Genomic DNA, 24748 nt, shown 5'->3' with positions numbered 1-24748 from the left:
TTGCTCCCAACGTTGGCTTTGACCAGTGCGTCGAGAGGCGAGACTGTCGCATCTCTAACTGGCCCAACTGTCGCATTACTAAATAGCCTCTACATACAAAGATCACATAAGATAGATTATGGAACTAAAAGGTATCAAAGAAGTGGGTTGCGATCAGAGATCGATTTCGACCTCGAAAGCCAGGCCGTCATAGGCTGGCTCCACATGCGGCGGCGTTTCGCCCATCACCGTTTCGTAGTCCAGCGGAATGTGCATGTGGGTCAGGATCGCGTGTTTTGGCGCTAGCCGCGCGATCCATTCAAGCGCCTGATCGATCGAGAGATGGCTTGGATGATAACGGTACTGCAGCGAGTCGATGATCAAGACATCGAGACCGCCGAGCTTGCTGACGCTTTCTGCCGGAAAGTCGCTTACATCGCTGCAATACGCCACGCCGCCAATCCTGAAGCCGAGCGAATTGATGTCGCCGTGGACCTGCATATGGGGCAGGAAGCGGATCGGCCCGCCGGGACCGTCAATGATGATCGGCTCGTCCATTGTCTCAATGAGCACGGGTTGGACGATCGGCGGATAATTGCCACCTGGTGGAGTTTCAAGACAATACCTGAACCCCTGCCTGATACGCTCCATGGTGAACGGGTCAGCATAGATCGGAATGCGGTGCTTTTGAAGAATGAAAAACCCGCGCAGGTCATCGATACCGTGCAGGTGGTCGGCATGGGCATGGGTATAGAGAACCGCATCGACGCGCTGGACGCGATTGGCGATCATCTGCTCCCGAAAATCAGGCCCGGTGTCGACCACGACGACCGTGCTGCCGCCATCCGGCGCGATCTGTTCGACCATGAAGGCGGCACGGGTACGCCTGTTTCTCGGATTGCTCGGGTCGCAGGCGCCCCAGTCTCCATTCAACCGCGGAACGCCGGGCGACGAGGAGCAGCCGAGGATGGTGAAGCGCCGGCGATAGCGAGCCACGGTCAGAGCCTCGGCATCCTGGAGAAAATGCGCAATGCGTTCTCCGTCGTGATCCGCGCGATCTCCTCGTAACTGACGCCCTTGCATTCAGCGAGAACCTCGGCCGTGTTGACCACGTATGAAGGTTCGTTGCGCTTGCCGCGCCAGCGTTTGGGCGCCAGATAAGGTGCATCGGTTTCGACCAGCAGCCGGTCGAGCGGCACGCTTTTGGCAATCTCCCTCAGATCCTCCGATTTGGGAAAGGTCAGAATGCCGGAAAACGAGACATAGCCGCCGAGCTCCACGCCCGTGCGGGCGAGTTCGGCACCTGACGAGAAGCAGTGCAGGATGAAGGGAAACGCCCCCTTCCCGCTTTCCGTCGTCAGAATTTCGATCATGTCGTCATCGGCGCTGCGGCTGTGAATGACCAGCGGCAGTCCGGTCTGACGTGCCGCAGCAATATGCCGGATCAAGCCGGTCTTCTGGTCAGCGGGTGTCTGGGTATCGTAGAAATAGTCGAGGCCGGCCTCGCCGATCGCGACGATCTTTTGGTGGGCATTCGCAAGACGAACCAGGTCCTCCGTCTGGACGTCGAGTTCGTCTCCGGCATTGTTCGGATGGGTTCCGACCGAGCAGAACACGGAAGGGTATCTCTCGGCTATTGCGAGCAATCCGTCGAGTTTCCGCACCCGGGTTGAGATCGTCACCATCTGCTTTACGCCCGATTCATGGGCCCGCGCGATGATCGCATCGCGTTCTTCTGCAAAATCGGGAAAATCCAGATGGCAGTGTGTATCGATCAGCATGATAAGCCTTGAACCTCAGGCAGTCGCTTCCGGAGCCACATAACGCGGAAAGACCGGTGTCGGTGCCTCGAGCAGGGTTCCCGGCTTCAGGCGACCGGTTTCGCCGAGCGCCGCGAAGCTGCGGCCGTCTGAAGCGACAGCAAGCAGATCAAGCAACCTCGCCGATGACTCCGGCATGAACGGCTGCAACAGGATTGCGATCTGCCGCACGACTTCGGCCGTAACGTAAAGCACGGTAGCCATCCGCGCCGGATCTGTTTTCCTCAGCACCCATGGCGCCTGCGCGGCGAAATAGCGGTCGGTTTCCGAGACCACTCCAATGACCGCCGCCAGGGCGCGGTGAATGGCCTGCTTGTCCATTTCTGCGCGGCAGGTTGCGAGCATCTCGTCGGCGGCGGCCACCAATTCCTTGTCGGCATCCGTCAATTCGCCCGGCTCCGGCAGCTTGCCGTCGCAATTCTTGACGATCATCGAGAGAGACCGGCTTGCGAGATTGCCGATGCCATTGGCGAGGTCGGCATTGACCCGAGCGGCTATCAGCTGCTCGTTGCAATTGCCGTCATGGCCGAAGGAGATTTCGCGGCAGAGATAGTAGCGCAGATAGTCGAGCCCGAATTTTTCGATGAGTTCGAACGGGTCCACGACGTTGCCGAGCGACTTAGACATCTTCTCGCCGTTGTTCAGAACGAACCCATGCGCAAAGACACGTTTCGGCAGCGGCAGCTGCGCCGACATGAGGAAGGCCGGCCAGTAGACTGCATGGAAGCGGATGATGTCCTTGCCGATGATGTGCACATCTGCCGGCCAATATTTGGCACGGGGACCGCTCTTGTCCTCCAGATAGCCGGTTGCGGTGATGTAGTTGGTAAGCGCGTCGACCCAGACATACATCACATGCGCCGGATCATTCGGTACCTTGATACCCCAATCGAAAGTGGTGCGGGAAACCGACAGGTCCTTGAGGCCGGATTTCACGAAGGAGATCACCTCGTTGCGGCGCTCGTTGGGGCCGATGAAATCCGGGTTCTCCTCATAATGCTTCAGGAGCTTGTCGCCATAGGCCGACAGCTTGAAGAAATAGCTCGACTCCTCGACCCATTCGACCGGCGTCCCCTGAGGTCCATAACGCACACCGTCGCGCACCTCGGTTTCACCCTCGGCGTAATAGGCTTCGTCGCGTACCGAATACCAGCCGGCATAGGTATCCTTGTAGATATCGCCGTTTTCCGCCATCCGGTTCCAGATGTCTTTCGACGCCTCGTGGTGACGCGGTTCGGTGGTGCGGATGAAGTCGTCGTTGGACGCGTTCAACAGCTTCCCCATCTGACGGAATTCGCTGGAATTGCGCTCCGCCAGCGCCTCCGGCGAGATGCCTTCGGCGCGCGCAGTCTGCTGCATTTTCTGGCCGTGCTCGTCCGTACCGGTAAGGAAGAAGACGTCCTTGCCGTCGAGACGCTGGAAACGCGCCATGGCATCGGTCGCGATCAGTTCGTAGGCATGCCCGATATGCGGCTTGCCGTTCGGATAGGAGATCGCGGTGGTGATGTAATAAGGCGTCTTGTCGGACATGAAGCACTCGGACACTTTGAAAAAGAGTTGATGCCGCTCTTAGCGTATGTTTCGCGGATGCGAAACACAAAGTTCCTTGCAAGTGTCTCCGCCCCTCATGCCCTGGTTATTGCCGCGCAGCGTCAAGGATCGAAATAATGGTCTGCTTCCGGTCGAGATTGTAGGTCTGCGCGATGGCGATCTTTTCGCCGATATTGCTGACGAGCTTGGCCTGCCGGTCAGCGGTTGCGAGGTCTCCGGCCAGCGCCGCATCGCGTGCCCGCGCGATAAGATGGTCGCTCAGATGTTCCACGAAAAAGCCGAAGATCACTTCACTCTCCTTGCCGGACAGCACATCTGCGAGCCGATGCATCGCTTTGCGGGCCGTCGCGCCTTCCGCCGCGATTACTTCGTCGAACGCCGCGATGATTTCCGTGCCGCCGTAATTCAGCAGCTTCAATGCCTGCGCAACACTGCCCTTGGACAGCGACAGCACCGTCTCTTCCGTCTTGCCTCCATCGAGCGGCATGCCGAGGCCAGCCAGCGCCCGTGAGAGGTCGTTTTCTCCCAAAGGCGACAGCCTCAAAGGCTGGCACCGGGAGCGGATTGTCGGCAGCAGTTTCCCGGGCGCGTGGGAAAGCACCAGGAACAGAGCCCGCCGGGGCGGCTCCTCAAGGATCTTGAGGATGGCATTTGCCGCATTGCGGTTGAGATCGTCGGCCGGATCGATGATGACGATCCGCCAGTTCCCGGTACCGGATGTCTGCGAAAAAAAGTGTCCCGCCCTTCGAACCTCGTCGACCGTGATCGCCGTCTTTGCCTTGCCGGTTTTCTCGTCGACGGGACGCGTCAAATGCAAAAGATTATGTGAGGCGCCGGAGGCGAGCTGACGGCTCACCGGCGAATCGATATCGGGGTCGGCGATATGGCCGGGGGCCGTCGCCGGATCCGGATGGGCGAGCACGTGGTTGGCGAACCGGAAAGCCAAGGTAGCCTTTCCGATCCCTTCCGGCCCTTCGATCAGGATTGCATGGTGAGCTTTGCCGGATTGGTAGCTGCGCGCCAGAAAGTCCTCGGCCGCGCGATGTCCGTAAAGATGCGGATTGCGGGCCGGCGGCAGTGCGCCGTCGAGGATGCCGACTGCTTCTTCGCTCATCCGACCGATTCCGCGCTGCTCGAATGGGTAAAGCCGAGTTCGCGCGCCAACGGTTCCACCACCGCGAAAATCTCGTCCGCGATCTCTTCTTCAGAGCGCTCGGCATTCACGATGTGGCAGCGCTCCGGCTCTGCCTCTGCGATCTCCAGATAAGCTTCCCGACGCTTCTCGTGGGTCTCGATCTCCTCGCGCTCGAAGCGGTCGGGAGCATTGCCGGCGCCGCGCTTGCGGGCGCGCTTCAGCCCGATTTCCGCCGGCAGGTCGAGAATCAAGGTGCAATCTGGCATCACTCCGTCGATCGCAATCCGCTGCAGCCTCTCGATGAAATCCCATTCAAGGTTGCCGGTCACACCTTGGTAGACCCGCGAGGAGTCGATGAAGCGATCACAGAGCACGACGGCGCCGCTTTCCAGCGCTGGCCGGATGACTTCTTCCACGTGATCGTTTCGAGCGGCAGCGAAGAGGATTGCCTCCATGCGTACGCCGAACTCCTCGGCAGCACCCGACAGGAGCACATGCCGCACGGCTTCGGCGCCCGGTGATCCTCCTGGCTCGCGGGTTACCAACACGTCATGGCCGCGTCGGCGCAGCTGATCTGCGAGCCTGCGAATCTGGGTGGATTTGCCAGCCCCCTCGCCGCCTTCGAAAGTCACGAACAATCCGGAATGTTCTGCCACGCGTATTTCCGCACTCATCTTCACGGGGCACTTATAGCCCAAATGGGTGCGCCGCGAAATAAGTGTATCAATTAAAGCCAGAAGAACATCAGTTCCAGCAGCGCATCCGTTGCTCTGCTCGTCAGCGTTCCCGTCCCGACAGATTGAGCCGTAACCAGCGGCACCTCCCGCACCACCCGATCGCCCGCGGAAATCCTCAGGACACCAACCTCCTGGCCCTCGGCGACCGGCGCCCGCAGCGGCCATTTGTAGACGATGCGGCCCGAGAGCCTTTCGGGATTGCTTGTCCCCAAATAGATGTCAACGGGCTCCCTGGCGACGAGATCGATATATCGCGACGTCCCGCCATAGACGCTCGCCTGGCCGATCACCTCGCCTTGTTTGAAAAGGACTTTCGTCTCAAAGGAGGAAAGCCCCCATTCTAGAACCCTTCGGGCTTCCTCGAGCCGCTCCTTGTCGCTCGCAAGCCCGCCTATGGCCAGGAAAAGCCGTGTGCCGTCCCGTTGCACCGAGGCGACCAGCGCATAGCCGAAGCCTTCGGCGAAACCGGCGCCAAGGCCGTCGACGCCCATATTCGATCCCAACAGGGGATTCTTGTTACGCTGGAAGATCTTGTTCCACTCGAAATCCGGCTGCGAATAGAGCGGGTAGAATTCCGGATAACTGCGGTAGATATGCCGCGAGAGTTCGACGAGGTCGCGGGCCGTGGTGCGGTTTTCTACGCCAGGCAGTCCGGTGGAATTCCCGAAGACGGAACGGGTGAGGCCGAGGTCCCGCGCTCGGGCGGTCATCCGGGCGGCGAACTCGCCCTCGGAACGGGAAAGGCCTTCGGCAAGGATGATGCAGGCGTCGTTGGCGTTCTGCACGATGACGCCTCTGATAAGGGCGTTGACAGGCACCTGCGACTTCAACGCGGCGAACATGGTTGTCGTCCCGGATGGTGCCCCGCCTGTGCGCCAGGCGTATTCGCTGACCGGATAGACGCTGTCGAGGCTGAGCTCCCCGCGTTTGATGGCGCTGAAGACGACCTCCATCGTCATCAGTTTCGCAAGTGACGCCGGCGGGAAGCCCTGGTTCTCATTGGAAGCAAGCAGGACCGTTCCGGTTTTCGCCTCCACCAGATATATCTGCTTTGCTTTGGTGACGAAGGCTGGCGCGGGCTCTTGCGCGCCTGCTGTCTTCGCAAAAGAGACAGCGCCGAGGAGGATAAGGACTAGAAGGATCAGCCGCCGCATCATTACCCCGCAGGTCATTTCACCTATGCCTATCAGCGCCCTTCGTGACGGGCAATCGGCTAGGATTTCAACGCACGGGCTTTTGAGTGGGCCTTGCAGATTCCAGGACGACATTGCCGAACATGACCTGCGGAGCTTTTGCTTGCGGCTCGGTTACATATGCGGCAGCGACCGTCGCCGTTTGGCGGCTCACTCCGTAGCCCGATGGGCGTTCGGCAGGAACAGGTCCGATCTGGGGCAATACGGCCACCTGATCGAATGCCTGGGACGCCTGCGGAGCGGCGGATACGGGAGCCGGCCCGCTCGGCGTGCGTCCGGCAAGTGCGACGGATGCGGGCATTGCCGAGCCGTAGCTTTGAAGCTGCTCGCGGAGTGGCTGATTGGATGCAACCATGACGCCTGTTGCGATCTGCCCTTCCGGCCTGATCGACGGCAGACGATCACCCTTGCGCACGTACGAGGCCATCAGGAATGGCATGTCCTGGCCGTCCATACGGGCCCGGCCGACATATTGGACATTGACCTTGGCGGTCCCCGTCCGCTTCATGTCGAGAAGTTCGGCCGTCTTGCCCGAAACGTCGATGATGCGGCCCGGATGATAAGGTCCGCGGTCGTTGACCCGGACGATCACCGAAGATCCGGTGTCGATATTGGTGACCCTGGCATAGCTCGGCAGCGGAAAGGTCGGATGGGCTGCAGAAAGATGGGCGCTGTCGTAGACTTCGCCATTGGCGGTCAGGCGCCCGTGAAAGGCCGAGCCGTACCAGGAAGCAAGACCGCTTTTGCTGTAGTTCGGATCTTCCTTCGGAACATAGGTCTGCCCCTTTACCTGATAGGGCTGGCCCACCATGAAGCGGCCGCCACCCTTCGGCACCGGTCTGCCGTCGGCAACCACCCTGGGGCTCGCCTTGACGCCGTATTCCTTTTCCGAAAAATATTCCTTGCTGCGGGGCTTCTTCTTTGGGGCCTCGGTTGTGGCACAAGAAGCCATACCGAGGCAGACCATCGTTATCCCGAGCCATTTCGCACTGAGCGAAAGCTTGCCGCCACTCAAACCCAAACCCGTCCGTCCCATGCCGCCTTCACCGCCTCAGGCAGATGATGGTCCTCGTCACCACCCTGCCCTTGCCGGCCACTGAACCGGTTCGGGACATACCCCTATGTCCGCGAACCAATGGTGTTCTAGTTTTGCTGGCAACGTGGCGAAAATGCGAACGAAAACTGTGGAATAATTAAAGTTCTACGCAGTATGGTTAACTCTCGGTAAATAGTAATGCCCTGGAAGGGGCGAAAAGCCGGATAGACGAAGAGCCATTGTCGTTCGCCAACCGGTTTCACAGCGGCCAAAGGTTGACGCCGTAAGCCCGCAGGCTATAAAGCCCCACCAGTGGAAGAGTGTCCGAGTGGTTTAAGGAACCGGTCTTGAAAACCGGCGTGCGGGAAACCGTACCGTGGGTTCGAATCCCACCTCTTCCGCCATATCATGATGGCGATGCCCCGTGTCCAGTTCGGCGCAAGCCACGATTTCTATGGTCTCCTTAACCGGAATGATGCCGGCCGCAATTTGGGGACAATGACATGTCGAACGAAACAACTTCCTTTACTCAGCCCTCCGAACAGTCGATCGCGCTGTTCCTGCAGGATAACGACGCAGACAAGCTGACCGATATCCTGGTCGAGGCGCTTTACGAAGCGTTCCGCACGCTCGAAGACGAAATCCGCCTCGACACCGTCCACTGAGCATAGCCTCCGTCAGGCGCTGCCTGACTGAAGCGCCCGTTCGTAATAGGCTCTGAGTTCGGGGATATCGCGCATCAGGTCTGGCGCCAACTGCTGCTGGCTGCCAACATCTCGCCGATAATGCGCTTCCAGGAATTGCTGATGTGCGGCGAGCGCACCTTCAGAACATTTGCGTGTGACGGTGAAGACGGGCGATTCTTCCGTCTTGCCCTTGACCGTGATCCGGTCGAGTTCCAGCACGGCAAAGGCTTCGCGCACCGCGCGCGCCGTCCTCTCGCCGAGCAGCAGCGATACGCCATAGGCTTTCGATGCGCCCTCGAGCCTCGCCGCCAGATTGACCGTGTCGCCCAGAGCCGAATAGTCGAAACGGCTGGTGGAACCCATGTTTCCCACCACACATTCACCGGTGTTGATGCCTATTCCGATCCTGAGCGGATAATGGGTTCTGCCGGCGCCCTCGGCCTCCGCCTTGAGATCCTCATTCAGCACCTCCATTGATTCCAGCATGTCGAGCGCGGCAGAGACCGCATGGGCCGCATGCGCCGGATCGTCCAGAGGGGCGTTCCAGAAAGCCATGAGGCAATCGCCAATATATTTGTCGATCGTTCCCGAATGCGACAGGACGATATCGGAGAGCGGCGTCAGAAGGCGATTGATCAGCGCGGTCAGCTGCTCGGGATCGTCCTTGAGCTGTTCCGAAATCGTCGTGAAGCCGCGGACGTCGCAGAAAAGGATCGAAAGCTCCCGCTTTTCGCCGCCGAGCTTCAACCTGGATGGATCGCGGGCAAGCTGGTCAACCAGCGCCGGCGCCAGATATTGCGAAAAGGCGCGCGTGATTTGCCGGCGGTTCTTCCGCTCCTGGGCGTAGTCAAGCGTCGCCTGCCCTGCAGCGATACCGACGAATGCAAGAGAAGGCGCCAAGGGTGGGATGAACACGCGGCCGAAGCGCAGCGCCAGATAGCTGACTGCGAAGAGGACGACGATTGCGGTTGCCCCGACTGCCACAGTGCGCCAGCCGGTCCCCTTCCACACCAGTACGACCGCCGACAACACCGCGAAAAACAGGATGCTCTGCTTTGCCGGCCCTTCGGCCTCTTCGATCCAGCTCCTGAGCCTGAGGTTGTCGAAAACGGTCGCCTGGATTTCGGCGCCCGCGGTCAACCGGCCCGTGTGAACGGTATAGGATGTCGCAAAGGCATCTGCCCCGCCGTTTTCGATCGAAGGCGCGTTCTGCAGGCTGAGACCCACGATGACGATGCGGTCCTTGAAAATCCCCGGCGGCAGAAAGTTTTCCGGATCGAGTGCCTGGTAATAGGAGACGGTCGGATAGGTTCTTTGGCCTCCGAATGTCTGGATCAGACCGACCCCTTCCGGCAGCTCCGCATCAACCCCGGCTGCGGTCGCGACCATCGCCGCAAACCCGTCGTCATAAGCGGGCACTTCGCGCAGGACGCCGTCACGGTGCAGCCCGACCGAGGCAATGCCGGTCAGCGCGAATTTATCGGAAAACAACGGCAGCGGCAGGACGCGAATGAACTGGTCGGCCTGATCCGACGTCACCAGCGTCTCGTCGCCGGCAAGGACCACATCCGGACCGAGCGCTGCCGCAAGCGTCTCATCCTCTTCCGGTGTCGAGGGTTCGGAAAAAATGATGTCCAGGCCGATCACCTTCGCGCCTGCTGCACGGAGAGCCGAAATCAACTTGGCGTGCTGGCTGCGTGGCCAGGGCCATTGCACGTTGATCTCCGAAAGCGACGGCTCGTCGATGGCAACGATGATCGGCCCATCCTTCGGCAGTGGCGGTGCGCCCATCGTAGACAGATAATCGAAGGCGCGGTAGTCGATCAGCGGCCAGCCGGGAAGCTTTGCGACCAGCGCCACCGCCACGAGGGCGAAGGCTGCCAAAACGACGACCTGCAGGCGGCGAGACGAAAGTAGTCGTGATGTGGTCAACGAAGATATCTGCCGGCTGGCCATCAGAAACGGACCGTAAGCGTACCCTTGAAGACCCGCCCCCAGCCGGGCGTATTCCCGTTCAATTGAATATCTTCGTCTAGAAGATTATAGGCAGCGAGCTCCAGTTTGAACCGTTTGTCAAACGGCTCCCAGGTCAGGCCGGCATCGATTGTCCAATAGTCATCGAGCTCGAGGCCGGTCTCGTTGACGCGTTCACCTACGTAGTTTGCGGCTACCGTAGCCCTCAAGTTGGCTTCATTGACCCAGGTGAGTGCGGCCTGCCCGGCCCACTCGGGCACATAAGGCAGCTGCCCTCCTGCGGCTGGCGTGGTGCTTTTATCGTCGGTATCGGTGTATATTATCGTTGAAGACAAACCGAATCCACCTCCAAGGAGGAGGTTAGCGTTGAGGCTCGTCCTATCAATCGTCCCGCGCCCGGTGTCGAACGTCGTTGCCTGTAAGGGGATGGAGATGCTGGCGTCGCGCACATCCTGGTGCTGGAACTCAGCGGCGGTAAAGAAATAGTCTGTCCACTCCGCATCCCATCTGAACGCATAGGTGTCCACGGAGCCGCTCGGATCGATAGAAAGCTGATTCGGCTGCAAACCGACGACGCCGATAGGCGACAACGTGGGGATGGTCGAATCAAAGCTGTCTCGGATAAAGCCGGCGCGCAACCATTGACCTTCGAAGGGCGACCAAGCAATTCCAACCCGTGGGTCCAGCCTGAAGACCTCGGTTGTGTCATCCGCAATAAGCGAGCCGAACAATGCATATTCGGCCTTGAAATCAGCCGATATTTCATGAAGCAAGTCCGCGTAAATACGGCTGACGCCGCTTCTTTCAAAATCCTCAATTGGCGTACCCGGAAAGGGCGGGACCACGAGAGAAAAATTCTGCGACTGAAAGGTGTCGACCCACCCGCCCTCAATTCCGTATCGAAGGGCGAAGTTTTCCAGTCCGATGCTGTGATTGATCGCTGCAATATATGATTGTTTGCGGGCTTCATTGGTTGTCAACGTGGTCAAGACCGGCAACCCGCCCAATAGAGTCTCGCTTAGGAGGTCGCTTTTACTTTTCTGCTCATTGAAGAGCAGACCAGCATTAAGAATATTCTCGTGGGCGAAGGTATGGCTCCAGCCGATGCCGCCGCTGGTGGCGGTGGCGGAAATGTCAATGCTGTCCGCTGTAACAACACCCGGTGCCGATTCAAATTGAAACCCCCGGGAGAAATCGGTGTACCCCCGACTAAAATACAGGACAAATCGATCATATGGCGTCGGACTGGCCGTCAGATATCCGTTCCCACCCAAAATCTTGTTGTCCACGTTCAAGTCCGTCAAAGCGCCGATATCCCGGCTGTCCGGCACTGTCTCCCATTTCAGGTTTCCGTAGAAGCTAATTGGGAACGGCAGGTTGCTGTAGCCCTGGATGTCACCTTCGGCGACATAGCCGAGCTCGCCGTTTGCCTCGGTTATGCCGCCGCCGATAGAGCCCTCGAAGAAGGGGCGACGGAGAAGATTTGCCGAACGCGAGCGGCCTGAAATGACGTGCGGCTCCAGCATCAGGCCCTGCAGGAAGGCCGAGAAGGATTGACCGTTCGTGGTATTGTTGAAGATGTCCGTGCCGGGAGAATAGTCGTTGGCGAGAATGTCGGCGCTGCCGCGGATGCTCTGGTCGATATAAGCAGTCCCGGCGAAGGGATCGAATACGGCGTCGCTGTAATATTCTGCCCAGGCATTCATGCCCTGAAAACGGAAAGCGTCGTTCAGGGTGGAGCCTGCCTGCTGATTGGCGCCGAGCGAGCTGTAGTGGCCACCCCGCGCCTGTGAGCGTCTTACATATTCCTGCGCATGTCGGATCGCGCCTTCGGAATCGTAGTTGTCGATTGCAATCGCCGTGCGTGCCGCGGATATTACCGGGTCGTTGTTATCGAGACGATCGGCATTGTCGAGCGCTTGCGCGGCGGGAATACGATCCCCCTTTTCGTAATGAGCCGCCGCCAGCAGGAGCTGACCCTGAGAATGGCTCGGGTTCGAAACCGTTCCTGCCAAAAGGTCATCGATTGCCAAGTCAAGCTGGCCCGTCTGCAGGTAGTACATTCCGCGCACCACCAGCGCCGGACCAAGCGTCGGATCGAGCTTGAGGGCCAAATCAAGCTCACGTTTTGCGTCTTCAACCCGGCCGTGTTCCAGGTAGAACACGGCAAGATTGGTCCGCGCGACCGGATCTTCCGGGTCGAGCTCGATGGATTTCCTGTAGTCGGCTTCCGCCTCCCGGTCCGCACCGAGTTCGGAATGAAGCGTACCCCGCACATTCAACGCAGTGCTGCTGCCGGGCGTGACCTCGAGCGCTGTTTCAATGTCCGCCAGCGCGCCCTTTATGTCGCCCTGAACCCCCGACTTGTAATGGGCGCGGATTTCGAGTGCGGTCGGTTCGCGCGGGTCGATCGACAGCGCCTTGTTCATTGCCTCCAAGGCCTGTTCGCGGTCGTTTAGAAGCAGTGCAAGCCAGGCGCGATAGGCGGGAAGTTCGGGATCGTCCGGATACTGTTCTTCCGCATCTGCCAGAACCTTTATGGCTCCCTTGAAATCCTGCAGGAACCCGACCGCATAGGCATGCAGGAATGCTCCATCCGGCCCGCCAACATGTTTCGGCAGGCTCTCGACCCGGCTGGGGTCGGCCAGCGATCGGGCGTAATATCCGCCGTAGAGCGCAATGCCGCGCCGTTTCTTGTCCAGCCCGCGCTCCGCTTGGGCGAACAACTTGGCCGCCTCTGCATACCGCGTCTCGGAGGCAGCAATCACCGCCTTGATCAGGTTCACGCGCGCTTGCTGGGAGGAGGAGAGCGGTTTTCCTTCCAATATCGCCAGGGTTTGCTTGGTCCGTTGCCGGCCTTCCAGCGCAAGCTGCGCTTCGGCAAGCGTCACCCAGTCGTCGATGCTGCGCCTTTCCGGCGCTGTGGCCTGGATACGGTCCGCCTGCCGGCGCATCTCTGCGACCGGCTGCGCGGACGGCGGCATGCGCTCGAACGCTTCACGCGGCGGCAGGTAGAAGAGCATCTGCTCGCGGTCATCGGATTCGACGATCGCGACCTTTCTGGGCGCCTGCCCGATCGAGGCGACGGCCCCCTCGCCCTGCCGCACGTCGACGCTGCCTTGCGGATTGCTGAGCTCCACCTGGCCTTCGAGAACCTGAAGCGAGGTCTGGTTGCCATTGACGGTCATCGTCCAGTCGGTGCCGCGGATCGCTGCCGCTGCCGCGGGTGTTTCGACCCGCACCCCCGGGCCGCCGCGCTCGGCGCGCGCCCAGATGGTGCCTGACTGCAGCTCCAGAATGGTGTCGGCGCTTGTTCCGGCCGTCATCTGCTTGACGACCAGCGACGAGTTGCGGCCAAGCCGCACTTGCGTCCGGTCGGAAAAGACGATCGCCAGCTGACCCGCCGCGTTGGTGCGCAGAACGTCGCCCGTCAGCAGGTCCTGCTTGAGGTCGACGACCTGCCAGTTTGACAGGTCGATGAAACGGACTTCCTCGCCCGCTTTGCGGGCTATGACTGCTCCGGCTGCCGGAGCCGAGCGCGCAACGGGTTCCGCCCATGCGGGAGCCGGTATTGCAGCCGCAAGTATAGGCAGCACAACGGCTGCAATATAAAGTCGTTTAAAATCCCCCAACATGCCTCACCAGTGCTGATAAATATGTCGGGAGTCAAGGTAGAGGCGCCGCTGCCGGATTGCTTTCCCCGCAAAGTGTATTAACAGGGAAACAGTTTTGGCAGGGACGATCGACTTGAGTGACTTCGACAGCGCACCGACCGAGATGCTTGAGATGCCTATGGCGACCGGCGAGGTCACCGAGGAATATTTCAATCACGTCCGCAAGATAAATGACGTCTATTACGACCAGATCAAAATATCCGATCAGAAGGCTGCCTACATATTCACTTTCATGCTGGCTTTCTTGGTTTCATCTGCGGAAGGCCGAAGCGTATTTAATCTGACGCGCTATATGCAAGGAGAATGGGCAGAAATTATTCTCTCCGCCGCGCTCGCCCTTGCGTCCGTCTTCTCGATTCTTTCTGCTATTCTTGTAGTGCTGCCACGGCGGGTTGAGAAATCCACGTCGCTTTTCTGGGGCACATGGCCGAACCATCGGCCGCTTTTCGAGCAGGCGGCGCAACGCAGCGATGTCGGCTACCTCTTTAATGAGTATCTGGACAATGCCGACGTGCTCTCCCTGATCGCCACGCAGAAATACAAGTTCGTCTCCTATGCCTTCCGGGGCCTGATGTTTACAGTCCTTGCCTATGTATTGCTGTTGCTGGTCAGCCAGAACGCGAATTGACCTTTGCCGACGGCTGCCATGCAAGGCTGCCAATCCTGGCGAACGCGCTTGTCTTTGCGTGTCGGACATGGTTGGCGTGAGTATCTCCACGCGTCACGGATTCGCTACATGCCTTCAACTGCCGTCCCTTTTGCCACCATCGGCCTCTTGATCCTCTCCAACGTCTTCATGACATTCGCCTGGTACGGTCACCTTAAATTCGAAAACAGACCGCTTTATCTTGTGATCCTTGTGAGCTGGGGGATCGCCTTCTTTGAATATTGCGCCCAGGTTCCGGCAAACAGGATCGGCTACGGCTATTTCAATGCGGCGCAGCTGAAGACGATCCAGGAAATCATCACGCTTTCCGTCTTCGTTATTTTTTCAGTTCTCTATCTCGGCGAGCCGATCCACTGGAAGCAGATCCTCGGTTTCTGCTTCATCGCTCTCGGCGCCTTCTTCATCTTTACGAAGTAGCCGCTCCGGAACTCTCGCACCGATGGGGCGTTGGGCCACCGTGACCTCAGGTGGTGCGATGAGAAAGCATTCAGGCGATATCCGGATCGGTATCTCGGGCTGGACCTACAAACCCTGGCGCGGGGTTTTCTATCCCGAGGGGCTGCCGCAGAAACAAGAGCTGAGTTATGCGGCGGAGCATTTTCGTTCGATCGAAATCAACGGCACGTTTTATGGTCTGCAGCGTCCCAGCAGCTTTGCCACGTGGTATGACGCCACGCCTGAGGATTTCGTCTTCGCCGTCAAGGGTTCGCGTTACATTACGCATATGCGGCGCCTCAAGGACATCGAGACTCCGTTGGCCAATTTCCTGGCCTCCGGCGTCCTTCGGCTCGGAAAGAAACTGGGGCCGATCCTATGGCAGTTTCCGCCCCGGTTGAAATTCGACCCCGACCGTTTCGAAGCTTTCTTCAAACTGCTGCCCAAAGATACCGATGAAGCCAGTGATCTGGCGGGGCGGCATGATGCTCGTCTCGACGACCGAGCCTATGTCGAGACGGATGAGAGCCGGCCGATGCGTCACGCTGTGGAAATCCGCCACGACAGCTTTCGCTCGCCCGATTTTATCGATCTCCTGCGCCGCTATCGGATCGGTCTGGTTGTGGCGGATACGGTGGATTGGCCGCTCCTGATGGATCTGACGGCTGATTTCGTCTATTGCCGGCTCCACGGTTCCGAACAGTTGTATGTCAGTGGTTATGATGACGAGGCGCTCGACCGCTGGGCGCATCTGGTCGCTGAATGGGTAAAGGGCCGCGATCCGAAAGAGGCTCAACGTGTCTTGCCGCCCTCGCCGTCCCGTGCGCACGGGCGCGACGTCTATGTCTACTTCGATAATGATGTGAAGGTTCGTGCGCCGCGGGATGCCGAATCGCTTGCCGTCCGCCTCAATTCGGGGTCCGTGGCCTCTCGCCCGAAAGGCTTTAAACGCGCCTGAGCACAGCCTGTTCGCTTTTCCATCTCCATGCCTTCATTTCCGTCTCGGTTTGATTTAGAGACAGTCCTTCAAACCGCCTGACAAGGCGGCCTGACTGTTCACAAGGTATGTCGATCGATGCTTGATTCCCTCAGAAACGCCGCCCGCTCGTGGGTTGCCAAGGCTCTCCTCCTGCTTCTGGTCGTTTCCTTCGGCATATGGGGTGTTTCCAGTTCCCTTTTGACGACCAGCAGCAACACCGTGATGACGGTCGGAGATCAGCAAATCTCGACGGAGGAATTCCGTCTTGCCTATCAACGCCAGATAGCCAATCTGAGCCGTCAGTTCGGCATGCAGCTTACCGCCGAACAGGCCCGCGCCTTCGGCGTCCAGAACGATGTCTTTGCCCAGCTTGCCGCCGGTGCTGCCCTCGATCAGCTCTCGGACGACATGAATCTCGGCCTGTCCGAAAATCGTCTCGCCACTTTGATCTCCGAGGATCCGGCCTTTAAGGGCGTCAACGGCCAGTTCGACCGCAACCTCTTCACCTCGCGCCTACGCAATGCCGGGCTGCGAGAGGACGACTATATCAAGGAGCGCAGCAAGGTCGCCGTGCGCAGCCAGGTGGTCGAGGCGGTCTCGGACGGGTTCAAGCCGCCGCAGGTTCTCGTGGAAGCGCTCAAGCATTACCGCGATGAAACCCGTTCGGTGGATTATCTCCTGCTCTCCAACGCCAATATCGATCCGGTCAAGGCGCCGGCCGAGGATGTGCTCGCAGCATGGTTCGAAGGTGTGAAGACGCGGTATCGCGCCCCGGAATATCGGAGCTTCGCTTACGTAAAGCTGCAGCCCGCTGACATCGCCGATGCGTCCTCGGTGACGGACGACGCGGTTCGCGCCCAATACGAAAAGGGCAAGGACAACTATAAGACGCCCGAAACGCGCACGATCGAGCAGCTCCCCTTCCCCAACAAGGAAATGGCGGAGGCCGCCGCAACGCAGCTCAAGGATGGTACTGCGACGTTTGATCAGCTGATCGCCGATCAGGGTAAGAACAGCGCCGACGTTCTGCTGGGTGATTTTACCAGGGACAATCTCCCCGACGCCGCATTTGCGGATCCCGTCTTCAAGGTCGCTTCGGCTGGGGGCACCACGCCGGTTGTCCAGGGAACCTTCGGACCGGTGATCCTGCGTGTCACCAATATCCGCCCGGAAACGACGCGCTCCTTCGACGAGGTCAAGGAAGAGATTCGGAAGCAGCTGTCGGTGAGCACGGCGTCGCAGGAGGTATTGAGCGTCCACGACCGCTTCGAAGACATGCGCAGCGGCGGCACGTCGCTTGAGGAAACCGCAAAGGCGCTCAGTCTGAAGGTCGTGACGGTCACTGCCGACGCGTCCGGGCGCAACGAGCAGGAGCAGCGTATCGCCGATCTTCCGGCTTCCACGCAGTTGCTGGGCGAAGTCTTCCGCACAGAGCCAGGCGCCGATACGATTCCGGTCAGCGTCGGCAATGACGGCTATGTCTGGTTCGAAGTGCGCAATATCACCCCCGAACGCGAACGTCCGCTCGCCGACGTGCGTGACAAAGCGGTTGCCGACTGGACGGCCGAGCAGCAGCGCCAGGCGCTTGCCGCAAAGGCAAACGAACTGAAAGGACGTCTCGACAAGGGCGAGACCCTTGCCGCGATAGCCGAAGAGCTCGGCCTGGCGGTCGAAACCAAGCAAGGCCTGCGCCGTGGCGCCGAGGACGCAATCTTCGGCGGCGAGGCGATTGCCGCGGCTTTCTCGGGCCCTGTCGACACGACTGCGACCGCGCTCGGAGCCGATGGCGAAAGCCGCCTGCTGCTGAAGGTCACGGCAATCGACCAGGCAACGACCGATGCCCTCTCCGGCGATGAACAATTGCAGCGGATGGCCGAGTCGGCGGGCGACGATATGCTTGACCAGATGGTCAACAGCCTCAAGAATACCTATGGCGTCTCGGTCAATCAGACCGTGGTCGATCAGGTCATGCTCCAGTAACAAAGGATGATTCGGGTATGCCTGAGCTGAAGCCCCTCATCGCCAAGGTCGCCAACGGCGAAAGTCTAACGCGCGAAGAAGCGCGCGAAGCCTTCGATATCCTGATGTCGGGCGAAGCGACGCCCTCGCAGATCGGCGGCTTCCTGATGGCTCTTCGCGTTCGCGGAGAGACCGTCGCCGAGATCGCCGGAGCGGTCTCCACCATGCGGGCAAAGATGCTGCCCGTCGTAGCGCCCGACAACGCAATCGACATCGTTGGCACGGGTGGCGATGGTACCGGTACCTACAACATTTCCACCCTTGCCTCGCTAATCGTCGCAGGCTGCGGCGTGCCCGTCGCCAAGCACGGCAACAGAGCCTTGAGCTCGAAATCCGGCGCGGCCGATACGCTGTCGGCGCTCGGCGTCAATCTCGAAATCGGCCCGGATCAGATTGCCCGCTGCATCAGTCAGGCCGGCATCGGCTTTATGTTTGCCTCCATGCATCACGCGGCCATGCGCCATGTGGGGCCGAGCCGGGTGGAACTCGGCACGCGGACGATCTTCAACCTGCTTGGACCGCTCTCCAACCCTGCCGGCGCAAGGCGTCAGCTTCTAGGCGTCTTTGCGCCGAAATGGCTGGAACCGATTGCCGAGGTGCTGCGGGATCTTGGCTCCGAAACCGTCTGGGTCGTACACGGCGACGGCATGGACGAGATCACCACCACAGGCATCACGCAGGTCACTGCGCTTGAAGATGGGAAGATCCACTCCTTCGAACTGACGCCGATGGATTTCGGAGTTACTCCTGCGACGCTCGCTGAACTGAAGGGCGGGGATGGCGTGGCGAATGCCGCCGCCTTGCGCTCGGTCCTCGGCGGTGCCAAAAATGCTTACCGTGATATATCGCTCTGCAACGCGGCCGCTTCGCTTGTAGTCGCCGGCAAGGCAGAAACGATCGCCGACGGCATGAGGCTTGCTACCCGTTCGCTGGAAAGCGGTGAAGCTGCGGCCGCTCTCGAGCGTCTGGTCGCGGTGTCGAACGACGAGGATTAAGGCAGTGGCGGATATCCTGAGGAAGATCGAAGCCTATAAGCGCGAGGAGATTGCAGCGGCAAAAGCCAGCGTGCCGCTCGCCGATTTGAAGGCCCGTGCCGCCGACCAGCCGTCCCCGCGCGGTTTTTACCGGGCCTTGAAGGCGAAACAGGATAGCGGCGCTTTCGGTCTGATTGCCGAAATCAAGAAAGCCAGCCCCTCCAAGGGACTGATCCGTCCCGATTTCGATCCTCCGTCGCTTGCCAGGGCTTACGAGACGGGCGGAGCCGCCTGCCTCTCCGTGCTCACCGACAAACCCAGTTTCCAGGGCGCGCCGGAGTTTCTGACCGCCGCGCGCAACGCCTGCGCCTTGCCGGCTCTGCGAAAGGATTTCATGTTCGAGCCCTACCAGGTTTACGAGGCGCGGGCATGGGGTGCCGATTGTATTCTGCTGATCATGGCGTCGCTCTCCGACGACGAGGCGCGCGAACTCTACGACCTAGCCGCAGAACTCGGGATGGATTCACTGATCGAGGTGCATGACGAGGTGGAGATGGAACGCGCGCTGAAGCTCCCCTCGCCGCTCGTCGGCATCAACAATCGCAATCTGCGGACTTTCGAGCTGAGCCTGGAAACGAGCGAGACGCTTGCCCCCATGGTTCCGGCCGACCGCCTGCTGATAGGCGAAAGCGGCATCTTTACCCATGACGATTGCCAGCGCCTGAAGAAGGTCGGTATCAACACATTCCTGGTCGGGGAAAGTCTGATGCGGAAGGACGACGTTGCCGCGGCGACCCGGCTGCTGCTTACCGGCCAGACCGCGCTGGCGGCCGAATAATGGGAAACCTCACCCATATAGGCGCTTCGGGCGAGGCGCATATGGTGGATGTCGGCGACAAGGCGGACACCGTGCGCCAGGCGACCGCGGAAGGTTATGTCAGGATGCTGCCGGCAACACTGGCGCTCATCCGCGACGGCAACGCCAAGAAGGGCGACGTGATCGGCACGGCGCGGCTTGCGGGTATTATGGCGGCAAAGAAAACGTCTGACCTCATTCCGCTCTGCCATCCTCTGATGCTGACGAAGGTTTCCGTAGAGATCATCGAAGACGACACGCTGCCTGGACTTCGCGTCAGCGCGACCGCGAAACTCAGCGGCAAGACCGGCGTCGAAATGGAGGCGCTGACAGCGGTCTCCGTCGCGTGCCTGACGGTCTACGACATGGCCAAGGCCGTTGATAAAGGTATGGAGATCGGCGGCATCCGCTTACTCGAAAAGACCGGCGGCAAATCCGGAACCTACCGCGCGGGAGATTGAGAATGGCGCTTTTGCCCGTCTCGGAAGCGAAGAGCCGGCTTTTGGCCAAGGCGATCCCGGTTGAGACGATAGAGGTCGTGCCACTTGCGGATGCCGACGGGCGCGTGCTTGCCGCCGATCTGGCGGCGCGCTTCACACAGCCGCCGTTCGATGCTTCGGCAATGGATGGTTATGCTCTGCGCGCCGCGGACGCTCCCCGGATAGGCACGGAACTGACGGTGATCGGCAGTGCTGCGGCGGGCCACGCCTTTTCGGGCGCTGTCGCGGCAGGCCAGGCCGTGCGGATATTCACCGGCGCACCGGTCCCGGAAGGGGCAGATGCCGTATTGATCCAGGAAGATGCCGAAAAACTCGAAGGCGACCGTATCCGCACCAAATTCGAAGTGACGAAGGGTCGTCACGTTCGTCCTCGGGGTCAGGATTTTCGCGAGGGCGAAACCGTACTGGCGGCAGGCACGCTGCTGGACTTTTCCCATGTCACCGTCGCGGCGGCGATGAATTACGCGGAGCTATCGGTCCACCGCCGGCCCCGCATTGCCATACTTGCAACCGGCGATGAGCTCGTTCAGCCCGGCAATATGCCCGGCGCGGCGCAGATCATCGCCTCCAATACGTTCGGCATTGACGCACTGGTGAAGGACAATGGCGGAGAAGTTCTCGACCTCGGCCTCGTCAACGATCGCGAGGAGGATATAGCCGCCGCTATCGCAAGAGCGAGGGCCGCCCGCGCCGACGTGCTCGTAACGCTCGGCGGTGCATCGGTCGGTGATCACGATCTCGTCCAGGCAACCTTGAAAAACGCAGGTATGGAACTCGACTTCTGGCGTATCGCCATGCGGCCCGGCAAGCCGCTGATGGTCGGCCGGCTTGAGGACATGCAGGTACTCGGTCTGCCGGGCAACCCGGTCGCCAGCCTTGTAACCGGCATGCTCTTTCTGGAGCCGCTGGTGCGAAAACTGGCCCGCCTTCCGGAAAGACGGCGGCAGATAGAGGGAACTACGGCCGGAAGGCTGCCGTCCAACGACCAGCGGCAGGATTATCTCCGCGCAAAGCTTTCCAGGGACCGGGACGGTAACGTGATCGCCGAGGCCTTTGACAAGCAGGATTCCTCGATGATGAAGATTTTTGCCCATTCCGACGGGCTGATCATCCGTCCGCCGAATGCGCCCGAGCTGCCTGCGGGCGCGCCCTGCCCGATCCTTCTCATCAGGCCCTGAGCCGGCCAAGCGCATTCCCGCCCGCCGGAAGAACAGGGAGTTCCGACCAGTGCCCGCAGATGAGCCCCGCCCGAGCGTCCTCTGGTTCCGGAAGGATCTCCGTCTTGATGACAATCACGCCCTTCATGCCGCCATCGAGGCCGGCGGACCGATTGTTTCGGTCTATATTCGTGAGCCCGCCGCCCACAATATCGGCCCGCTTGGGTCAGCGCAGAGCTGGTGGCTGCATCATTCCCTGGAAACCCTCCAAAAATCGCTGAGATCGCTCGGGACAGATCTGCTTCTTCTGTCCGGAACGGCCGATCGTGTGCTCGCCGATCTGGCTGACCGGATCGGCGCACGGTCGATCTTCTTCAATCGGGCGTATGAGCGATCGTCGCAGGACCGCGAAATCGTCCCGACGTTGAAAAAGCGTCGAATTGCCGTTCACACGTTCCACGGGCAGCTTTTGTCCGACCCTCTGGAGATCCGGACGAGCGCCGGTGCGGCCTTTCGCGTCTTTACACCTTTTTGGAACGCGCTTCAGAAGCGAGACGAACCGCACGAGCCTATCGACGCGCCATCGAGAATTTCCGCATATCCCGGCCCCCTCCCTTCTGAAGATCTGGAAGATTGGAACCTTTTACCGCAAAAGCCCAACTGGGCGTCGCATTTCCCTGCGGCTTGGACCCCCGGGGAGCAGGGCGCGCAGCAGCGGCTTGCCGACATAATCGACCGAAAGCTGCAGAACTATCGAGACGGTCGCGACCTCGCCGCTGAAGAGAACACGTCGCATCTTTCGCCCCATCTGGCGTTCGGTGAAATCTCGCCCGCCCGCATCTGGCACGCCACGCGGAGCCTGCCTCACACGGCATCTTCGGACGTTGCTCACTTTCGTCGCGAATTGGCTTGGCGTGATTTCTGCTACGGCCTGCTCGTCGAGTTTCCGCATCTTCATGACCGCAACTGGAACAGCAGGTTCGACGCGTTCCCGTGGGAGGATGATGCGCAAGCGTATCGGGCCTGGACCCGCGGGCAGACGGGTTATCCGATCGTCGACGCCGGAATGCGTCAGCTGTGGCGTTACGGCTTCATGCACAACAGGGTGCGGATGATTGTCGCGTCGTTTCTGGTCAAGGACCTGATGATCGATTGGCGCAAGGGCGAACGATGGTTCCGGGACACGCTTGTCGATGCCGACCCGGCCAATAATCCTGCGAACTGGCAATGGGTTGCCGGATCAGGCGCGGACGCCTCCCCGTTTTTTCGGATTTTCAATCCAGTCCTCCAGGGGGAGAAGTTCGATCCCGAAGGCGACTATGTGAAGATGCATGTGCCGGAGCTCGCGAAGCTCGACCGCAAATTTATTCACCGCCCGTTTGAAGCACCAAAGCAGGTTTTGGATCAGGCGGGTATCGAACTGGGCAAGGACTATCCGAAACCCATTGTCAGTCACGACTTCGCCCGTGACAGAGCTCTTGCTGCCTATCGGGCAATGCGATCCTGAATAATCAATGCCTCACCCCTCTGGCGTGCCTGCCTGGTCGGAAACATTAGCCTCGGCCTCATGAGGTTGCCCGATCAATACCCAGATATGGCCGCCTGGATCAAAGATGGACGCCACTTCCCGGTCGCGGAGATCCGTTTGCACTGGATCTCGGATCATCCCCCCGGCTTCGATGGCTGCATTCACGATTTCGCCGACGTCAGGCACGGTAAGCTGGAAGATGGTGCTGACGGCCCCCGGCGTCTTTGGATAGAATGGCCCGCTGTAGGATGGGGCGGCTTCATGCTTTGGATCCGAGCCGCAGATGACGATGTTGAACGGGCCGAGCTGCAGCTCGATCATCAGCAGCCTCAGCATCTCGTAGCAATTGACTTCTTCCGCACCGAAAACAGCCTTGTAGAACTCGGCGGTCGAGCGTTCCTGCCCTTGCTCCACGAAAAGGCTCAAACTCAAGTTGATTTCATTGCCGGTCATCATTCCGATCGCCTCGATTCCGGCGTCAGGATACCGGGAAATGCGTGACAGAGCCACGTCACTCGCCGCTATAACTGCTCATTCCCCCAGGCCATATGAGCGGGAGCCGATAGCGGGTCCGGTATAGCGGGCACGAGGCCTGATCAGATGCCCGCTTTCGACCTGTTCCAAGGCATGGGCAAGCCAGCCGACCGCATGGGCGAGCGCAAAAATCACCAGCGGCGCGTCTTCCGGAAGCCGGAACTTTGCAGCGAGAGCCGCAAGCGCGAAGTCGATATTCACCGGCTCGCCGAGCATCTCTTCGCCAGCCTCGGCAAGGTTGGCATAAAGTTCCGGCGCATCGAGGTCTGCCATCAGCGCTTTGGCGCGCGGATCGCCTTGCGGATAAAGCCTGTGTCCGAATGCCCGTACGAGGCCCTCCGAGGACAATGCGCTGCGGATCGCTTCCCGCGCTCCAACCGATGCGGCCTGTTCTGCCAGCAGTGATATGCTCACCCAGGCGCCACCGTGGCGAGGGCCGGATAGAGCGGTCAACCCGGCCAATACGGCGGCGGAAAGAGCAGCTCCCGAGGAGGCCGTCACCCGCGCTGCAAAGGCGGATACGTTGAGTTCGTGTTCTGCGGCGAGAACAAGCGCCTTCCGAATAAGCTCTGCTGCCTGGGGCCGCTGCCAACCCAATGCCAACCGATCGTGCAGCGGCAGCTGTTCCGGCCACGGGGCAAGCGCTTCGGCCAAGGCCGACAGCACATCCGCGGCCTCAACCCGAAGAACCGAGGCATTTCTTCCCAATGCGGGAAGATCCGTGGCAGACCGGGCGGCGAGCCTCATGAAAGCCGATCCCATCCGAGACGCTTCCGGTTCATTTTCTCCACCTGCAGAGATCCGCACGCTGGCGGTATTCCACAGAAGCGCCGCTGCCTCCTCCAGCGTTGCATGCCGGGAAAATTCGACAGCGTCCACGCCGCGATAGAAAAGCTTTCCATCGGCAATGGTCGAGATCGTCGTGGGCAGGATCGGATCGCCCCACCGGATGGTTTCTGCCGCCACCGCCGCCGACTGCCGTCGACCGGCGTTGCGTTCCGCCAGCCGTTTCACGTCCGAGAGCTGGTAGAGGCTGCGGCGGGGATCTGACGAATCGGCTTTCGCGCGAATGCGTCCGCGGCTAACATTGGCATAAAGCGTCTGCGGTTTGGTTCCGAGAAGGGCAAGCGCCTCTTCGGCGGTGATCCAGAGCGTGTTCATATTGATCGATTGCATCAAGATTGACGTCAATAAGACTAGGTCCGATCATCTCCCTCGTAAAGGAGGTGGCATGAAAGAGGCCACGTCCATGGAGAGAACGGATCTCTGAGATGCAGATGATCTTAGGACAGTCACGCTTTGCGCCGTTTGGCT

General features: G+C 60.1%; 21 protein-coding genes and 1 tRNA gene. 11 read left to right on the top strand and 11 right to left on the bottom strand.

What is annotated here, in order from left to right; all coding sequences use genetic code 11:
• Positions 1 to 153 precede the first annotated feature (153 nt).
• The 7 genes from EDE09_RS27325 to EDE09_RS27295 all read right to left on the bottom strand — a co-directional run bounded on the left by EDE09_RS27325 (position 154) and on the right by EDE09_RS27295 (position 7451).
• Positions 154 to 975: an MBL fold metallo-hydrolase gene (locus EDE09_RS27325; RefSeq protein ID WP_105374870.1), complete on the bottom strand. Its 822-nt coding sequence runs from the start codon at positions 973 to 975 to the stop codon at positions 154 to 156.
• A 2-nt stretch (positions 976 to 977) separates the two neighbouring features.
• Positions 978 to 1760 (bottom strand): TatD family hydrolase, encoded by a 783-nt coding sequence (locus EDE09_RS27320; protein ID WP_105374871.1) that lies wholly within the window; start codon positions 1758 to 1760, stop codon positions 978 to 980.
• A gap of 15 nt (positions 1761 to 1775) precedes the next feature.
• A complete protein-coding gene (metG, locus tag EDE09_RS27315) occupies positions 1776 to 3344 on the bottom strand; it encodes a methionine--tRNA ligase (RefSeq protein WP_280952553.1) in 1569 nt (522 codons plus the stop codon).
• Positions 3345 to 3435: 91 nt separating this feature from the next.
• Positions 3436 to 4464, bottom strand: a complete 1029-nt coding sequence (locus EDE09_RS27310) for a DNA polymerase III subunit delta' (RefSeq protein ID WP_105374873.1) — start codon at positions 4462 to 4464, stop codon at positions 3436 to 3438.
• Complete coding sequence (gene tmk, locus EDE09_RS27305) at positions 4461 to 5141, bottom strand: dTMP kinase (protein ID WP_105374874.1); 681 nt, start codon at positions 5139 to 5141, stop codon at positions 4461 to 4463. Before tmk ends, EDE09_RS27310 begins: the two co-directional genes overlap by 4 nt.
• A gap of 71 nt (positions 5142 to 5212) precedes the next feature.
• Entirely contained in the window at positions 5213 to 6394 is a 1182-nt protein-coding gene (locus EDE09_RS27300; RefSeq protein WP_245423026.1) for a D-alanyl-D-alanine carboxypeptidase family protein, read from the bottom strand.
• Positions 6395 to 6443: 49 nt separating this feature from the next.
• The gene (locus tag EDE09_RS27295) at positions 6444 to 7451 is read right to left on the bottom strand and encodes a septal ring lytic transglycosylase RlpA family protein (RefSeq protein ID WP_162712566.1); all 1008 of its coding nucleotides are present in this window, start codon (positions 7449 to 7451) and stop codon (positions 6444 to 6446) included.
• Positions 7452 to 7765: 314 nt separating this feature from the next.
• On the opposite strand from EDE09_RS27295, the gene EDE09_RS27290 reads away from it, so the two are divergent.
• Together EDE09_RS27290 and EDE09_RS28390 are read left to right on the top strand one after the other, a co-directional pair.
• Positions 7766 to 7855, top strand: a tRNA-Ser gene (locus EDE09_RS27290).
• A 99-nt stretch (positions 7856 to 7954) separates the two neighbouring features.
• Positions 7955 to 8116 carry a hypothetical protein gene (locus tag EDE09_RS28390; RefSeq protein ID WP_165924278.1) on the top strand — a complete coding sequence of 54 codons (162 nt, stop codon included), beginning with the start codon at positions 7955 to 7957 and terminating at the stop codon, positions 8114 to 8116.
• Between the two features lie 12 nt (positions 8117 to 8128).
• Here the strand turns inward: EDE09_RS28390 and EDE09_RS27285 are convergent, their stop codons facing one another.
• Both EDE09_RS27285 and EDE09_RS27280 read right to left on the bottom strand, forming a co-directional pair.
• Positions 8129 to 10093, bottom strand: a complete 1965-nt coding sequence (locus EDE09_RS27285; RefSeq protein ID WP_112803683.1) for an adenylate/guanylate cyclase domain-containing protein — start codon at positions 10091 to 10093, stop codon at positions 8129 to 8131.
• Entirely contained in the window at positions 10093 to 13707 is a 3615-nt protein-coding gene (locus tag EDE09_RS27280; RefSeq protein WP_348631333.1) for a FecR domain-containing protein, read from the bottom strand. The genes EDE09_RS27285 and EDE09_RS27280 overlap by 1 nt, the downstream gene beginning before the upstream one ends.
• 151 nt (positions 13708 to 13858) lie before the next feature.
• Between EDE09_RS27280 and EDE09_RS27275 the strand changes: the two genes are divergently transcribed.
• The 9 genes from EDE09_RS27275 to EDE09_RS27235 all read left to right on the top strand — a co-directional run bounded on the left by EDE09_RS27275 (position 13859) and on the right by EDE09_RS27235 (position 22879).
• On the top strand, positions 13859 to 14413 hold the full coding sequence (locus EDE09_RS27275; protein ID WP_112803703.1) for a Pycsar system effector family protein: 555 nt from the start codon (positions 13859 to 13861) through the stop codon (positions 14411 to 14413).
• A 108-nt stretch (positions 14414 to 14521) separates the two neighbouring features.
• The gene (locus EDE09_RS27270; protein ID WP_112803687.1) at positions 14522 to 14869 is read left to right on the top strand and encodes a DMT family protein; all 348 of its coding nucleotides are present in this window, start codon (positions 14522 to 14524) and stop codon (positions 14867 to 14869) included.
• A 58-nt stretch (positions 14870 to 14927) separates the two neighbouring features.
• Positions 14928 to 15845 carry a DUF72 domain-containing protein gene (locus tag EDE09_RS27265; protein WP_112803689.1) on the top strand — a complete coding sequence of 306 codons (918 nt, stop codon included), beginning with the start codon at positions 14928 to 14930 and terminating at the stop codon, positions 15843 to 15845.
• Positions 15846 to 15962: 117 nt separating this feature from the next.
• Positions 15963 to 17846, top strand: coding sequence for a SurA N-terminal domain-containing protein (locus EDE09_RS27260; protein ID WP_132413488.1), 1884 nt, complete (start codon positions 15963 to 15965; stop codon positions 17844 to 17846).
• Positions 17847 to 17863: 17 nt separating this feature from the next.
• Positions 17864 to 18880, top strand: coding sequence for an anthranilate phosphoribosyltransferase (trpD, locus tag EDE09_RS27255; protein ID WP_112803693.1), 1017 nt, complete (start codon positions 17864 to 17866; stop codon positions 18878 to 18880).
• A gap of 4 nt (positions 18881 to 18884) precedes the next feature.
• Complete coding sequence (gene trpC / locus EDE09_RS27250; protein ID WP_112803695.1) at positions 18885 to 19697, top strand: indole-3-glycerol phosphate synthase TrpC; 813 nt, start codon at positions 18885 to 18887, stop codon at positions 19695 to 19697.
• Positions 19697 to 20176 carry a cyclic pyranopterin monophosphate synthase MoaC gene (gene moaC, locus EDE09_RS27245; protein ID WP_105374884.1) on the top strand — a complete coding sequence of 160 codons (480 nt, stop codon included), beginning with the start codon at positions 19697 to 19699 and terminating at the stop codon, positions 20174 to 20176. Before trpC ends, moaC begins: the two co-directional genes overlap by 1 nt.
• A 2-nt stretch (positions 20177 to 20178) precedes the next feature.
• Entirely contained in the window at positions 20179 to 21393 is a 1215-nt protein-coding gene (glp, locus tag EDE09_RS27240) for a gephyrin-like molybdotransferase Glp (protein ID WP_112803697.1), read from the top strand.
• A gap of 49 nt (positions 21394 to 21442) precedes the next feature.
• Positions 21443 to 22879: a deoxyribodipyrimidine photo-lyase gene (locus tag EDE09_RS27235; protein WP_245505255.1), complete on the top strand. Its 1437-nt coding sequence runs from the start codon at positions 21443 to 21445 to the stop codon at positions 22877 to 22879.
• A gap of 12 nt (positions 22880 to 22891) precedes the next feature.
• Here EDE09_RS27235 and EDE09_RS27230 read toward each other — a convergent pair whose 3' ends face one another.
• Positions 22892 to 23410: a VOC family protein gene (locus EDE09_RS27230; RefSeq protein WP_245423028.1), complete on the bottom strand. Its 519-nt coding sequence runs from the start codon at positions 23408 to 23410 to the stop codon at positions 22892 to 22894.
• Positions 23411 to 23431: 21 nt separating this feature from the next.
• Positions 23432 to 24610 (bottom strand): citrate synthase, encoded by a 1179-nt coding sequence (locus tag EDE09_RS27225; RefSeq protein ID WP_245505254.1) that lies wholly within the window; start codon positions 24608 to 24610, stop codon positions 23432 to 23434.
• Positions 24611 to 24748: the final 138 nt, after the last annotated feature.

It is taken from the genome of Neorhizobium sp. S3-V5DH, assembly GCF_004343065.1.
GTDB classification, from domain to species: Bacteria; Pseudomonadota; Alphaproteobacteria; order Rhizobiales; family Rhizobiaceae; genus Neorhizobium; species Neorhizobium huautlense.
Note: the sequence above shows the minus strand (reverse complement) of the source record. Positions and strands in the feature narration are given on the sequence as shown.